The sequence below is a fragment of the Cupriavidus sp. PB-02 genome (genome assembly GCF_058252315.1).
In genome coordinates, this window is sequence record NZ_CM177694.1 from 1076396 (window position 1) to 1090325 (window position 13930).

A 13930-nucleotide genomic window follows, 5' to 3' on the forward strand; every position below is an offset into this window, starting at 1 on the left:
GGCGATGTGGTGTCAGCGTGCCGCACGCTCGGGCGATCCTGCTCCGGTCGTGCCGACGGGAGCGGCCGTGGCCAGGCTCTGCGCCAGGTCCACGAGCTTGAGGAACTCGCCGCGGTAGCCGAAGCGGTCGGCGCCGCGCGCGCCCTGCGCCAGCGCGCGGGCATCGGCGTAGCCCCACGTACCGGTAAACTTGCCGCCGCGCAGCGCCTGGCCGAAACCGGCCACGGCCGCGGCGAAGCGGAAGTCGTCATCGCCTTGCGCCAGCGGCCGGATCGCCTGACGGGCGACGGTGACATCCATCAGCTGGCTGGTGCTGGCCGTGGGCAGCTTGTAGCGCAGCTTGACATGCGCCAGCTCGCCGTCGCGCCCGGGCGCCGGTGCGGGCTGCTGGTAGCGCAGCGGATCGACCAGCCCTGGCTGGCCCGCCAGCGTCAGCTCGTACAGCGCGGTCACGGTATGGCCCGCGCCGATGTCGCCGGCATCGACCTTGTCATTGTTGAAGTCTTCGCGCGCCAGCATGCGGTTCTCATAGCCGATCAGCCGGTACTCCTTCACCGTGGCCGGATTGAATTCCACCTGGATCTTCACGTCGCGCGCGATGGTGGCCAGCGTGGAGCTCATTTCGCTGACCAGCACCTTGTTGCCTTCCATCAGGTTGTCGATATACGAGTACGCGCCGTCGCCGGCATCGGCCAGCTGCTCCATCAGTTGCTCGTTGTAGTTGCCGGTGCCGAAGCCGAGCGTGGACAGCGATACGCCCGACTTGCGCTTCTCTTCGACCATGCTCTTCAGCTGCCTGAAGTCCGTCACGCCCACGTTGAAGTCGCCGTCGGTCGCCAGCAGCACGCGGTTGATGCCGCCGGCGATATAGCTTTGCTGCGCGGCCTGGTAGGCCAGCGCGATGCCGCTGGCGCCGGCGGTGCTGCCGCCTGCCACCAGTTGGTCGATGGCGGCGCCGATGGCGGCCTTGTCGCTGCCCGGCGTGGGTGGCAGCGCCACGCGCGTGCCACTGGCGTAGGTGACCAGCGTGATGCTGTCCTGCGGGCGCAGCTTGTTCACCAGCAGCTTGAGCGAGGACTTCAACAGCGGCAGCTTGTCGGGCGAATTCATCGAGCCGGACACGTCCACCAGGAACACCAGATTGGCGGCCGGCAGCGCGCCGCTGGCCATGTCCTTGCCCTTGATGCCGATGCGCAGCAGCACGCTGGCAGGATGCCACGGGGCGGGCGCCAGCGCGGTATGCACGGCGAATGGCCGCCCATCGGCCGGCTGCGCGTAGTCATAGGGGAAGTAGTTCAGCAATTCCTCAACGCGCACCGCGTCGGCGGGTGGCAGGCGCCCGGCATTGAGCAGGCGGCGCATATTGCTGTAGCTTCCGGTATCGACATCGATGCTGAAGGTGGACACCGGTGCCTGCGCCACCAGCTTGACGCCATTCTCGTCGATCGCGCCGTAGCGCTCGCGGTCTGCCGCCGGAGGCGGAGGCACGTAGTACGGCCGCGGCGCCATGGCGGCACGGGTGTGCATTTCGGCGGCCGGCGCGGCCTTGGCTGCGTTGGCCGAAGGCGCATAAGCCGGCGACGGTGCCGCAAGCTCGGTCGGGGCGGGGGGCGCTGCCGGCGGGACCGGTTGCGACACATCCTGGGAAACCGCCGGCGAACGGCCGCCGCAGGCCGACAGCGCCAGCGCCAGCGCGGCGGCGCAGATGGCGGTGGCGGCCCGGGAACGCCGGGCGCCGACGGTGGAAACGACCGGTGCGCGAAGTTGCATGTTGTTCTCCTTGGGGGCCGCGGCGGAACGCCGGCATGACGGCCTGTCGATGAAACGGGGCAGGCGGGCGTTCGGGGTTAGACGGCTGGTTTTTTTTCACCGGCACGAGGCTGTCGCGCCATGTGGCGGGATTCAGACTTTCCCCCGCCCCCCGGATGCGCCGATCGCCACTACAATCCCTTGATCCTTCCCCCGGAGATATCGCATGGCTCACCTTGACCCCTCTTCGACGGTCTGGCGCGGCGCGCTGGCCCTTGGCCTGACGGCGCTGCTCGGTGCTTGTGGTACGCAAGGCGGAGGGACGGCCGCACCGGCCGCGCCTGCCGCGCCGACCGCTGCCCCGGTAGCAACGACACCTCCGGCCGCCATGCCGCCGGCCCCGGAGGTCTCCTCCGGCTACCGCCCCGGCATGTCGACGGTCTACGCGCAGCGCCACATGGCCGCCGCCGCCAATCCGCTCGCGACCGAGGCGGGACGCACCATCCTGCGCCAGGGCGGCTCGGCCATCGACGCCGCCATCGCCATGCAGGCCGTTCTGACGCTGGTCGAGCCGCAGGCCACCGGCATCGGCGGCGGCGCCTTCATCATGTACTGGGACGGCAAGCGTGTGCAGGCCATTGACGGCCGCGAGACGGCTCCGGCCGGCGCCACCGAAAACCTGTTCCTGCGCCCCGACGGCAAGCCGATGGAGTTCAGCGAGGCGCAGATCGGCGGCCGCTCGGTCGGCACGCCGGGCGTGATGCGCGCGCTGGAGATGGCACACCGCCAGCACGGCCGCCTGCCGTGGGCCAAATTGTTCGAGCCCGCCATCGCGCTGGCGGAGAAGGGCTTCCCGATCTCGGATCGGCTGTACACGCAGGTGGCCGCCGACAAGTTCCTGGCCAATTCGCCCGAGATGGCCGCGTACTTCCTGGATGCGCAGGGCAAGCCCAAGCCGGCCGGAACGGTGCTGAAGAACCCCAGGCTCGCGCAGACGCTGCGCGATGTCGCCCGGCGCGGCGCCGGCGTGCTGTACAGCGGCCCGATCGCGCAGGACATCGTCGCCAAGGTGAACGGCAGCGCCAACGCCGGCTCGCTGTCGCTGGCGGACCTGCGCAACTACAAGGCCAAGGAGCGCGAGCCGGTCTGCACCGACTACAAGCGCTGGAAGATCTGTGGCATGCCGCCGCCGTCGTCAGGCGGCATCGCGATCGCGCAGATCCTGGGCACGCTGCAGGCGCTGGAGACCAAGAATCCCAAGTACGCGCTGGCTGCGCTCAAGCCCCAGGGCGTGAATACGCCCGCGGTGATGGAAGCCAACCCTGACGCCGTCCACGCGATCTCCGAAGCTGACCGCCTGGCCTATGCCGACCGCGGCCTGTACGTCGCCGATGCGGACTTCGTGCCGGTCAACGTGGCCGGCCTGGTCAACTCGTCTTACCTGGCCTCGCGCGCAGAGCTGATCGCCGACAAGAGCATGGGCAAGGCGCAGCCGGGCGTGCCGCCGGGCACTGCGGTGGCCTATGCACCCGACCGTTCGCCGCCGCGCATCTCCACCTCGCAGATCGTTGCCGTCGATGACCGCGGCGGGGCGATTTCAATGACCACCACGATCGAGTCGTACTTCGGTTCGCATCTGATGGTGCGCGGATTCATGCTGAACAACCAGTTGACCGACTTCTCCTTCGCGCCGAGCGAGAACGGCAAGCCGGTGGCCAACCGCGTGCAGCCGGGCAAGCGCCCGCGCTCGTCGATGGCGCCGACGCTGGTGTTCGACCGCCAGACGGGCCAGCTCGTCGCCACGGTCGGCTCGCCCGGTGGCTCGCAGATCATCGAGTACGTATCCAAGACGCTGGTGGGCATGCTCGACTGGAACATGGACGTGCAGGCGGCGATCGGCATGGGCAACTTCGGCAGCCGCAATGGCCCGACCGAGGTGGAGAAGGGGCTGGTATCGCCGGGCCTGGTGCAGGCGCTGCAGCAGCGCGGCCACCAGGTGGCGGAGATCGAGATGACGAGCGGCACGCAGGCGATCATGCGCAAGCAAGGGCCTGACGGGAAGGCGGTGTGGGCTGGTGGCGCGGATCCGCGGCGGGAGGGGGTGGCGCTGGGGGATTGAGCGCCGCACGTGGCTGATGAAATACGGGCGCCGATGGCGCCCGTATTACTTTGCTGCGTTACTTTGCTGCGGCAGTGGCCGTGTCAGCCCTTCGCCTTCTGCGCATACTCCCACCCCATCTCCGCCATCGGCCGCGCACGCTTGCCGGCATCCAGCGCCTGCGCCGACGATGCCGTGCCATCCACCACGCGCTTCATGATCCCCTGCAGGATGCCGGCGATGCGGAACATGCTGAAGGCGAGGTAGAAATTCCAGTCGCCGGTGATCGGGCGGCCGGTGCGCTGCTCGTACAGGCGGCGATAGGCAGCTTCATCGGGAATGCCCAGCGCGGTGAAATCCAGCCCCGCAATGCCGCGGAACTGCCCCGGGGCGATATGCCAGCTCATGCAGTGGTAGCTGAAGTCGGCCATCGGGTGGCCCAGCGTGGACAGTTCCCAGTCCAGCACGGCCAGCACGCGCGGCTCGGTGGGGTGGAACATCAGGTTGTCGAGCCGATAGTCACCGTGCACGATCGAGGTCAGGTCGGCGTCTTCCTGCGGGATATGCTGCGGCAGCCAGTCCATCAGCGCGTCCATGGCCGGGATCGATTCGGTCTCTGACAGCTTGTACTGCTTGGACCAGCGCTCGATCTGGCGCTGGAAGTAGTTGCCCGGCTTGCCGTAATCGCCCAGCCCGATGGCTTTGTAGTCGACCGTGTGCAGCGCAGCGATGACGCGATTCATCTCGTCGTAGATGGCGCCGCGCTCGGCGGGGCTCAGGTCCGGCAGCGACTGGTCCCACAGCACACGGCCGGCGACGAACTCCATGATGTAGAAGGCGCGGCCGATCACGGACTCGTCCTCGCACAGCGCATACATGCGGGCCACCGGCACGTCGCTGCCCGCGAGCGCGGCCATCACGCGGTACTCGCGCTCGATCGCGTGAGCCGACGGCAGCAGCTTGCTCTTGGGGCCGGGCTTGGCGCGCATCACGTAGGTCTGGCCCGGCGTGATCAGCTTGAAGGTCGGGTTGGACTGGCCGCCCTTGAACTGCTCCACGGTCAGCGGACCGGCAAAGCCCTCCACGTGCTGGCGCATCCAGGCTTCCAGCGCGTCGGTGTCGAAGCGCTGCTGGTCCGCCACCGGGCGCGTGCCCTCGAAGTGCGATACGTTGCTCGTCATGCTGTCTCCGTTGGTTTTCTGTTCGGCATCGGTTGGAATTCGATCCATCTCGCGGCGCGCTCAGCCCTGCGGCTGGCGTCCGCGCAAATACTGGTGCAGCAGCACTTCCATGGTGGTGTGGCGCGTGCCGCTGTGAACGGGCGTGGGCGGCGAGTAGTTGGTCATGCGTACCACCCAGTCGAGCGGGTCGTCGCCCATGTCGAGCACGTTGATGCAGCCCGCGGTCTGCAGCAGCGAGCCGAAGAACACGCGTCGCCCGCAGGTGATCGCCTGCGACAGGATGGCGCGGTTGGTGCCGCCGTGCAGCACCATCAGCACGGTGTCCCAGTCGGGATCGGCGCGCAGGCGCTCCAGGGCGGGCAGTACGCGGTCGAGGAACTGGCCGATGGTCTCGCCGTTGAGGAAGCGCTTGTCTTCCGGGACTTCGCCCTCGAAGGCGCCGACAAAGGCGTCGCGCAGGTCCTGGTCGGCGATGGCGGACAGGTCGCCGCCGCGGATCTCCTGCAGCGCGGGCCAGACTTCCGGCACCACGTCGTCCATCCCGGGCAGTTCGGCCAGCACGCGCTCGGCCGTCTCGACGGTGCGCGGCAGGCCGCTGACGATGACGCGGTCGAAGCGGATCTGTTCGGCGGCAAAGGCGCGGCCGGCGGCGGTGGCCTGCACGCGGCCGGTCTCGTTGAGCGGCACCATCTCGGGCAGGGCGGGGCGCCCGGCCTCATCGAAGTAAGAGACGGCGCCATGCCGCATCAGGTAGATGCGGCGACGCGAGGGCGGCGGCAATTCCATGCGTTGTCTCCTTGCTTGGTAGCGGCATGCCCGTCTGTCGCGGGCTGGCCGTAATGATGATCGGCGGGGTGATCAGCCGGGGTGATCAGCCGGGGTGATCAGCGATACTGCGGCTTGCGCTTCTCCAGGAAGGCGCTGATACCTTCGCCACCATCGGTGTGATGCAGCGCGGCCACGAAGCTGTCGCGCTCGGCTACCAGGTGTTCGGCCAGCGAGGCCGTGCCCGCATGGTTGATCAGGCCCTTGATGCGGCCCACCGCATGCGGCGATTGCTTCGCGATGCCCTGCGCCAGGCGCAATGCCTCGGCCAGCGCCTCGCCCGACGGCGTGACGCGATTGACCAGCCCGAACTGCGCCAGCCGCTCGGCGTTGACCGGCTTGCCTTCCATCATCAGTTCGCTTGCGAGCTGGCGCGGCAGTGCGCGCGCCAGCTCGTACGAGCCGCCGCCATCCGGCGTCAGCCCGACCGAGACGTAGGCCATCACGAACTTGGCGTCACTGGCCGCGACTACGAAATCGCACGCCAGCACTACCGAGAAGCCCGCGCCGGCGGCCGCGCCTTCCACTGCCGCGATGATCGGCTTGGGAAAGGCGTGCAGCGACTGGATCCAGCCGTTCAACACCTCGATGCTGGCGGCCTGCACCTCGGGCGGCTGGCTGCGGTTGCCCAGCAGCCGGTTCAGGTTGCCGCCTGCGCAGAACATGCCGTCGGCACCGGTGAAGATCACCGCGCGCACCGAGTCATCCGCGGCGGCCTGTTCCAGCGCCGCTTTCGATGCCGCATAGATGTCCGGGTGCAGCGCATTGCGTGCCTCGGGGTTCGAGATGGTCAGCACCAGCGTCGAATCGACGCGTTCGGATAGCAGCTGTGCGGGCATGGGGGCGGGTCTCGCTGATTGCGGTGCGGGGAGGGATTACTGCTCTTCGGCTAGCAGCGACAGGCCCAGGCCGGCACGGCGCCACAGCCACGGGCTCGGGCGGTAGCGCATGTCGCCGGTGAGCGCTTCCATATTGCGCAGCGTCTCCAGCACCAGCTGCGGGCCGACCGCGTCGCCCAGCGCCAGCGGGCCCTTCGGATAGCCCAGGCCCAGGTTGACGGCCAGGTCGATGTCGGCCGGCGTGGCGATGCGCTGCTGCGCGATATCGCTGGCGATATTGATGATGCAGCAGAGCACGCGCTGCGCGACAAAGCCGGCCGAGTCGCGGATCACCGTGACCGGCACGCCGTCGCTGGCGAACAGGCCGTGCGCGGTGTCACGCGCGGCGGCATTGGTGGCCGGCGTGGTCATCAGCGTGCGGCGCTTGGTGGCCTCGAACGGCAGCAGCGTGTCGATGGCGACGGTACGGGCCGGGTCCAGGCCCTGTTGCAGCGCGCTGGTGGTGGCGTCCAGGCCCAGCGGCGTGACGATGATCAGTGCGTCGGCCGAGGGCTTGTTGCCACCTTCCGGGGTCACGCCCAGCGCGCCCAGCAGCTTGGTCACCATGGCGTGGCCGCGCTCGCTGGCGTGGCTGACCCACACGCTCGACGGGCGCGCGCTCGGAACCACGGCGGCCGCAGGCACCTGCTTCTGGCCGTCGGCGTAGCGGTAGAAACCGGCGCCGGCCTTGCGGCCGACCAGTCCGCCGACCGAGCGGATCGCCGTGATCGGCGACGGGCGGTAGCGCGGCTCCTGGTAGAACTGGTTGTAGATCGATTCCATCACCGGGTGCGACACGTCCAGCCCGGTCAGGTCCATCAGCTCGAACGGGCCCATGCGGAAGCCGGCCTGCTCGCGCATGATGTTGTCGATGTCAACGAACTCGGCCACGCCTTCCTGCGCGGCCTTCAGGCCTTCGATGTTCATGCCGCGGCCGGCATGGTTGACGATAAAGCCCGGCATGTCCTTGCAGCGCACCGGGGTATGGCCCATGCGGCGCGACAGCGCCATCAGCGCATCGCCCACCGCGGGGTTGCCCGACAGGCCGTCGATGACCTCGACCACCTTCATCAGCGGCACCGGGTTGAAGAAGTGGTAGCCGGCGATGCGGCCCGGCTGCTTCGCGCCGACCGCGATCGCGGTGATCGAAAGGGAAGACGTGTTCGAGGCGATGATGGCGTCTTCGCGCAGCACGGCTTCGAGCCTGGCGATCAGGTCGCGCTTGACCTCAAGCTTCTCGACGATGGCTTCCAGCACCATGTCGCAGCCGGCCAGGTCTTCCAGCGCGCCGCAGGGCTTGACGCGGGCCAGCGTGGCCTCGGCGTCGGCGGTGCTGATCTTGCCCTTGTCGGCGAGCTTGGCCAGCGTATCCTGCAGGTACTGGCGCGCGGCGGCGACCGCCTGCGGGTTGGCGTCGTACAGGTTGACGGTGAGGCCTGCCTGCGCGGCAATCTGCGCGATGCCGCGGCCCATGGCGCCGGTGCCGACGATGCCCAGCGTGTCGATGGTGAAAGTGCTCATCGTTCGTCCCAAAAGTTGTGGTTAAATTAGCACGATCGTACGTTTTTTGCACCTTCCCGAACAGATGGGCAGGGCAGGCGGCGTGCGCTGATCGGCCAGGCCGGACACTGCAGGCCCCGGATGGTCCACAATCGCCCACACGCCTGCAGGATCTGCACTGCGGGCGACCATTCCAACAACGGAGAGAGACGACATGCTGAAGCTCTGCGGTTTTGCCGCCAGCAACTACTACAACAAAGTGAAGCTGGCGCTGCTGGAAAAGGAGGTGCCGTTCGAAGAGGTGTTGGCATGGCTCGGTGAAACCGACCCGGCCGCGTCGCCGGCGGGCAAGGTGCCCTACATCATCACCGAATCCGGCTCGCTGTGCGAGTCCGAAGTCATCGTCGAATACCTGGAAGCGGCTTATCCGCAGAAGCCGCTGCTGCCCCAGGATCCCCTGCAGGCCGGCAAGGTGCGCGAGATCGTCACCTTCATGGAGCTGTACCTGGAGCTGACCGCGCGCGAGCTGTACCCCGAGGCCTTCTTCGGCGGCAAGGTCAGCGACAACGTCAAGGAGCGCCAGCACAAGCTGCTGAACCGCTATATCCCCGCGTTCGCCAAGCTGGCGAAGTTCTCGCCCTATATCGCTGGCGACAGCTTCACGCTGGCCGACTGTGCCGCCGCGGTGCACCTGCCGCTGGTGTCGTCGTGCACCAAGATCATCTACGGCACCGACCTGCTGGCAGACCTGCCGGTCAAGGACTACCTGAAGACGCTGTCGCAGCGCGAGACGGTGCAGAAGGTCAATGCCGACCGAAAGGCCAATACCGAGCTGATGCTGAGCCGCAACAAGTAATACTCGGCTGCTTCAACGCAAAACGCCCGCGACTCGTCGCGGGCGTTTTGCGTTTGCCGGCCGATCCGCCAGCGCTTACAGCTTGCCCAGCCGCTCCAGCGCCAGCGCCAGCGTCTCTTCCTTCTTGGCAAAGCAGAAGCGCACCAAGCCCGATTCACGCGGCTGCGTGTAGAACGCCGATACCGGGATCGCGGCCACGCCGAGTTCGCGCGTCAGCCACATCGCAAAATCAGCCTCGCTCAGGTCGGAAATGGCCGAGTAATCGACGCACTGGAAGTAGGTACCGTCCGACGGCAGCAGCTTGAAGCGTGTATTGGCCAGCCCGGCGCGGAAGAAATCGCGCTTGGCCTGGTAGAACGCCGACAGCTGCAGGTAGGGCGCCGGGTCGGCCATATAGTCGGCCAGCCCGTACTGCACCGGCGTGTTGACGGTGAACACGTTGAACTGGTGGACCTTGCGGAATTCGGCCATCAGCGCCACCGGCGCGGCCACGTAGCCGACCTTCCAGCCGGTCACGTGGTAGGTCTTGCCGAAGCTGGAGATCACGAAGCTGCGCCGCGCCAGCTCGGGGTGGCGCGACACCGAGGCGTGCTCCTGGCCGTCGTAGACCATGTGCTCGTAGACCTCGTCCGACAGCAGCAGGATGTCGGTGCCGGCCAGGATCTGCGCCAGCTTGTCCATGTCGCCCGCCCGCCAGATCGTGCCGGTCGGGTTGTGCGGCGTGTTGATCAGGATCATGCGCGTGCGCGGCGTGATCGCGGCGGCCAGCTTGTCGAAGGGCACGCGAAACTCGGGCGCTTCCAGCGTGACCGGCACGGCGGTGGCGCCGGCCAGCTCGATCGCGGGCAGGTAGCTGTCGTAGCAGGGCTCGAGCACGATGACCTCGTCGCCCGGGTGCACGGCGCACAGGATGGTGGTCAGGATGCCCTGGGTGGCGCCGGCGGTGACTGTGATCTCCGTGTCCCAGCTGTACTGGTGGCCGTACAGGTTAGCGATCTTGGCGGCGATGGCCTGGCGCAGGCGCGGCACGCCTGCCATCGGCGGGTACTGGTTATGGCCGGCGCGCATGGCTGCGGTCACGGCGTCGACGATCTTCGGGTCGCAGTCGAAGTCCGGGAAGCCCTGGCCCAGGTTGACGGCGTTCTTCTCGGTAGCGAGCGCCGACATCACGGTAAAGATGGTGGTGCCGACGGCGGGCAGGCGCGACGGCGGCGGGGTCAGGGGAGCGAGCGTGGTGTCTGCGGACATGTTGCGAGCGTGTCGATGCGGTGAGATGGGGAGCGGCCTGCTGCGCGTTCCGGTCAGGCCCGCGCGAGGTGCGGCAATTCTAAAGCGGATCGGCCGCGCTGTCGGCGCCGGCCTGCGTGGCCAGCCACGCGCCGAAACCCGGCGGCGTCAGCACTTCCACACCGCTGGAGCGGCGCAGGCGGGTGCGCAGCTTCAGCACGGCCTTGTCCTTCGACACCAGGCACGCCGCGCCGGCAAAGTGGGCCAGCTCGACGAACTTCTGGTCGTCGGTGTCCTTGCAGCGCGGCAGCCGGATGGCGTCGAAGTCGGCCTGCGGCGGCGCGGCTTCCAGGCTGGCAAGGCGGTCGACCGTGGCCAGCGCGGCGTCGATATCGACGGCAAAGCGGGCAAATTGCGGATAGGCCAGCACCCGGCGCAGCTCTTCGCGGCAATCGGCACGGATCACCGGGGCGATGGTGCCGGCCTCCAGCGCCACGCGGATCGGCTCCACGTGCGGGTCGCGAAAGACCAGCAGGTCGACCCAGATATTGGAGTCGAGCACCACGCGGGGTGCCGCCGGGGGCGTGGATGTGACGCCGGCGATGCTGGCAGGGAGGGTAGTTCCGGTGGTGTCGAGGCGCATTCGCTACAATCTTGGCTTGTTTGTCCTTGGCTACTGCCGCGATTTTGCCATGCTCATCGTTTTGTCTCCCGCCAAGTCGCTTGACTACGAGACACCCCCTCGCATCAAGACCCATACGCTGCCGCGCTTTATCGACCGTTCCGCCACGCTGATCGAGCGCCTGCGCAAGCTGGCGCCGCAGGACGTCGGCGCGCTGATGGACATCTCCGACAAGCTCGCGGTGCTCAATGTGACCCGCTACGCCGACTGGTCGCCCGAGTTCACCGCGGCCAACAGCAAGCAGGCCGTGCTGGCCTTCAACGGCGACGTCTACGACGGCCTCGACGCGAAGACGTTGTCGGCCGACGACCTCGGCTTCGCGCAGAAGCACATCCGCATCCTGTCGGGCCTCTACGGCGTGCTGCGTCCGCTGGACTGGATGCAGCCGTACCGGCTGGAGATGGGCACGCGGCTCGACACGGCCGCCGGCAAGGACCTGTACGCGTACTGGGGCGACGAGGTCACGCAGATGATCAACGGCGACATGGCCGCGCTCAGGCAGGAAGGCGCGCCGGTGCTGGTCAACCTGGCCTCGGAAGAGTATTTCAAGGTGGTTCGGCCCAAGGTGCTGAACGCGCGCATCGTCACGCCCGTGTTCGAGGACTGGAAGGGCGGCCGCTACAAGATCATCTCGTTCCACGCCAAGCGCGCACGCGGCACCATGGCGCGCTACGCGGTCACGCATCGCATTACCGAGCCGGAAAAGCTCAAGCGCTTTGCCGAGGATGGCTACGCCTTCGACGCCGCGGCTTCCGACGCCGCCCGCTGGGTGTTCCGCCGCCGCCTGGAAGACTGAACCGACTGCCCGTACCCACTGCCACGAGACTGCCCGCCATGCCTTCCGCCCTGCATATCTCCTCGCATTTCGATTCCGGCGCCATCGAGGTCGAGGCGCTCGACCGTGCCGACGATATCCGCCTGCGCATCCGTGCCGATTCGCATGCCGACTTCCGCCAGTGGTTCCACTTCCGCCTGCAGGGCGCGGCGGGGCAGGCGTGCCGAATGCATTTCCTCAACGCCGGCGACTGCACCTATCCGGACGGCTGGCGTGACTACCGCGCGGTGGCCTCGTACGACCGCGCGCACTGGTTCCGCGTGCCCACGCGCTTCGACGGCCACGTGATGACGGTGGACTTTACGCCGGAACATGACAGCGTCTGGTTCGCGTATTTCGAGCCATACCCGGACGAGCGCCACCTGTCGCTGCTGGCCACCTGCCAGCGCTCGCCGCTGGCACGCCTGTCGCACCTGGGCAGCACCGTGGACGGGCGCGACATGACCCGTGTCACGCTGGGCCAGCCCGGCCCTGGCAAGAAGACCATCTGGATGATCGCGCGCCAGCACCCGGGTGAGAGCATGGCGGAGTGGTTCGTCGAAGGCGTGCTGCAGCGCCTGACCGGCACCGGGGTGTGGGCCGGCGACCCGGTCGCGCGCAAGCTGCTGGAGCGCGCCGTGTTCCATATCGTGCCGAACATGAACCCGGACGGCTCGGCGCGCGGCAACCTGCGCACCAACGCCGCCGGCGCCAACCTGAATCGCGAGTGGATGGCGCCCAGCCCCGATACCAGCCCCGAGGTCTATCACGTGCGCCGCGCCATCGAGGCCAGCGGCTGCGACATGTTCTTCGATATCCACGGCGACGAGGGGCTGCCGTACAACTTCGTCGCCGGCAGCGAGATGCTGCCCGGCTTCACCGAAGCGCGCCGGCGCGAGCAGCTGCGCTTTATCGGGGCCTTCAAGCGCGCCTCGCCGGATTTCCAGGACGTGCACGGCTATGCGGCCAGCAAGTACAACGCCGATGCGCTCAAGCTGGCGTCCAAGTACATCGGCCATACCTTCGGCTGCCTGGCGCTGACGCTGGAAATGCCGTTCAAGGACAACGCCGACCTGCCCGACCCCGAGGTCGGCTGGAACGGCGCGCGCAGCGCGCTGCTGGGCACGGCGATGCTGCAGGCGATCCTGGACTACCTCGGCTGACCCAACGCCAATGGCCCGCCGCAAGGGCGGGCCCGTCCGGCGTCCACGTGGACGCCGCGCTTATTTCCAGCTTATTGCTTCTTCTTGGTCTTGCTGCTCGTCTGGGCCGAGCCGGACGTCGACCTGGACGACGCGGACTTCGACGACTTCGATGCAGAAGCGCTCGACTTCGACGCCGAGCCCTTGCGGCTCTTGCTGGACGAGGTGCGGGTCACGGCCGGCGCGGCCGGCGGGCCCGAGGCCTCGGTGACAGTGGCGCCGCCGCTGTCCAGCAGTTCGTACGCCAGCATCATCCCATCGTCATAGCCGCAGCGCACCCGCACCGGCTGCCATTCGTTGTCGCCGCGGCGCTTGTGCGCGGTGGCGGCGAACGTGACTACCGAGCTGACCGGCACGGCCTGCTTGCCGGGCGAGAAGCGGCCGCTCCACGGTTCGGTGGTGGCCTGTCCGGCAGCGAGCGCGCCGGTGGGGATCTTCAGCGCGTCGTAGGTGGCCGAGCGCGGCACCACCCAGCTGGCGTGCGCGGCGCAGTCGGCCACGTCACTGGTGGCGTTCTCGGTCTTCATCAGCTGTTCGCGCATGCGCGCGCGGTACTCGGACAGGCTGACGCGGCCGCGGTCAGGCAGGGTGATGGTCTTGGTGGGCGGAGTGGTGGAGGCGGCAGGCGTGGCGGTGGTCGTGGCAGGTGCCGGCACGGTGGCCGGGGCGGCGGCCTCGTCGGCCGGCATGTTGGCGCAGCCTGCCAGCGCGATCGCACCGGCCACTGCGGCAGTCACCATGCGGAGCCCGCTGCCGAGCAGTTCGGAGATTCGTCGGATCACGGTGTTAGCGGTGTGTGCGTGCCAGCCCAGGGGGCTGGGATGCAGAATGGGTCGCAAAGGATTGCCATGATAGAGGAAACCTATCTGACAAAGTTCCTAAATCTTGTTACCCATTCTTCCAACCCATGATGTCGCG

The 13930-nt window shown here is 67.9% G+C and carries 12 protein-coding genes; 4 read left to right on the plus strand and 8 right to left on the minus strand.

The features are described 5' to 3' along the window. Nucleotides 1–12 precede the first annotated feature (12 nt). Nucleotides 13–1770, minus strand: a complete 1758-nt coding sequence (locus AC10V3_RS05150; RefSeq protein WP_490923201.1) for a vWA domain-containing protein — start codon at nt 1768–1770, stop codon at nt 13–15. Nucleotides 1771–1975: 205 nt separating this feature from the next. Between AC10V3_RS05150 and ggt the strand changes: the two genes are divergently transcribed. After that, nucleotides 1976–3868 (plus strand): gamma-glutamyltransferase, encoded by a 1893-nt coding sequence (gene ggt / locus AC10V3_RS05155; protein ID WP_490923202.1) that lies wholly within the window; start codon nt 1976–1978, stop codon nt 3866–3868. 83 nt (nt 3869–3951) lie between these two features. On the opposite strand, the gene AC10V3_RS05160 is transcribed toward ggt, so the two are convergent. The 4 genes from AC10V3_RS05160 to AC10V3_RS05175 all read right to left on the minus strand — a co-directional run bounded on the left by AC10V3_RS05160 (nt 3952) and on the right by AC10V3_RS05175 (nt 8252). Then, nucleotides 3952–5028 (minus strand): phosphotransferase, encoded by a 1077-nt coding sequence (locus tag AC10V3_RS05160; RefSeq protein ID WP_022534107.1) that lies wholly within the window; start codon nt 5026–5028, stop codon nt 3952–3954. A gap of 60 nt (nt 5029–5088) precedes the next feature. Continuing rightward, the gene (locus AC10V3_RS05165; protein ID WP_490923203.1) at nt 5089–5814 is read right to left on the minus strand and encodes a histidine phosphatase family protein; all 726 of its coding nucleotides are present in this window, start codon (nt 5812–5814) and stop codon (nt 5089–5091) included. Between the two features lie 98 nt (nt 5815–5912). Further along, nucleotides 5913–6692: an oxepin-CoA hydrolase, alternative type gene (locus tag AC10V3_RS05170; RefSeq protein ID WP_490923204.1), complete on the minus strand. Its 780-nt coding sequence runs from the start codon at nt 6690–6692 to the stop codon at nt 5913–5915. Between the two features lie 36 nt (nt 6693–6728). After that, nucleotides 6729–8252: a 3-hydroxyacyl-CoA dehydrogenase gene (locus AC10V3_RS05175; protein ID WP_022534110.1), complete on the minus strand. Its 1524-nt coding sequence runs from the start codon at nt 8250–8252 to the stop codon at nt 6729–6731. Between the two features lie 193 nt (nt 8253–8445). Here AC10V3_RS05175 and AC10V3_RS05180 point away from each other — a divergent pair, with 193 nt between their 5' ends. After that, entirely contained in the window at nt 8446–9087 is a 642-nt protein-coding gene (locus AC10V3_RS05180; RefSeq protein WP_022534111.1) for a glutathione S-transferase, read from the plus strand. A 75-nt stretch (nt 9088–9162) separates the two neighbouring features. On the opposite strand, the gene AC10V3_RS05185 is transcribed toward AC10V3_RS05180, so the two are convergent. Together AC10V3_RS05185 and AC10V3_RS05190 are read right to left on the minus strand one after the other, a co-directional pair. Continuing rightward, nucleotides 9163–10335 carry a pyridoxal phosphate-dependent aminotransferase gene (locus AC10V3_RS05185; RefSeq protein ID WP_022534112.1) on the minus strand — a complete coding sequence of 391 codons (1173 nt, stop codon included), beginning with the start codon at nt 10333–10335 and terminating at the stop codon, nt 9163–9165. 79 nt (nt 10336–10414) lie between these two features. Further along, nucleotides 10415–10957: a PIN domain-containing protein gene (locus AC10V3_RS05190; protein ID WP_022534113.1), complete on the minus strand. Its 543-nt coding sequence runs from the start codon at nt 10955–10957 to the stop codon at nt 10415–10417. Nucleotides 10958–11006: 49 nt separating this feature from the next. Here AC10V3_RS05190 and yaaA point away from each other — a divergent pair, with 49 nt between their 5' ends. Both yaaA and AC10V3_RS05200 read left to right on the plus strand, forming a co-directional pair. Then, nucleotides 11007–11792 (plus strand): peroxide stress protein YaaA, encoded by a 786-nt coding sequence (yaaA, locus tag AC10V3_RS05195; RefSeq protein WP_349609454.1) that lies wholly within the window; start codon nt 11007–11009, stop codon nt 11790–11792. A 38-nt stretch (nt 11793–11830) separates the two neighbouring features. Next, nucleotides 11831–12973, plus strand: a complete 1143-nt coding sequence (locus tag AC10V3_RS05200; RefSeq protein WP_022534115.1) for a M14 family metallopeptidase — start codon at nt 11831–11833, stop codon at nt 12971–12973. Between the two features lie 71 nt (nt 12974–13044). On the opposite strand, the gene AC10V3_RS05205 is transcribed toward AC10V3_RS05200, so the two are convergent. Continuing rightward, entirely contained in the window at nt 13045–13794 is a 750-nt protein-coding gene (locus AC10V3_RS05205; protein ID WP_374063647.1) for a BspC domain-containing protein, read from the minus strand. Nucleotides 13795–13930: the final 136 nt, after the last annotated feature.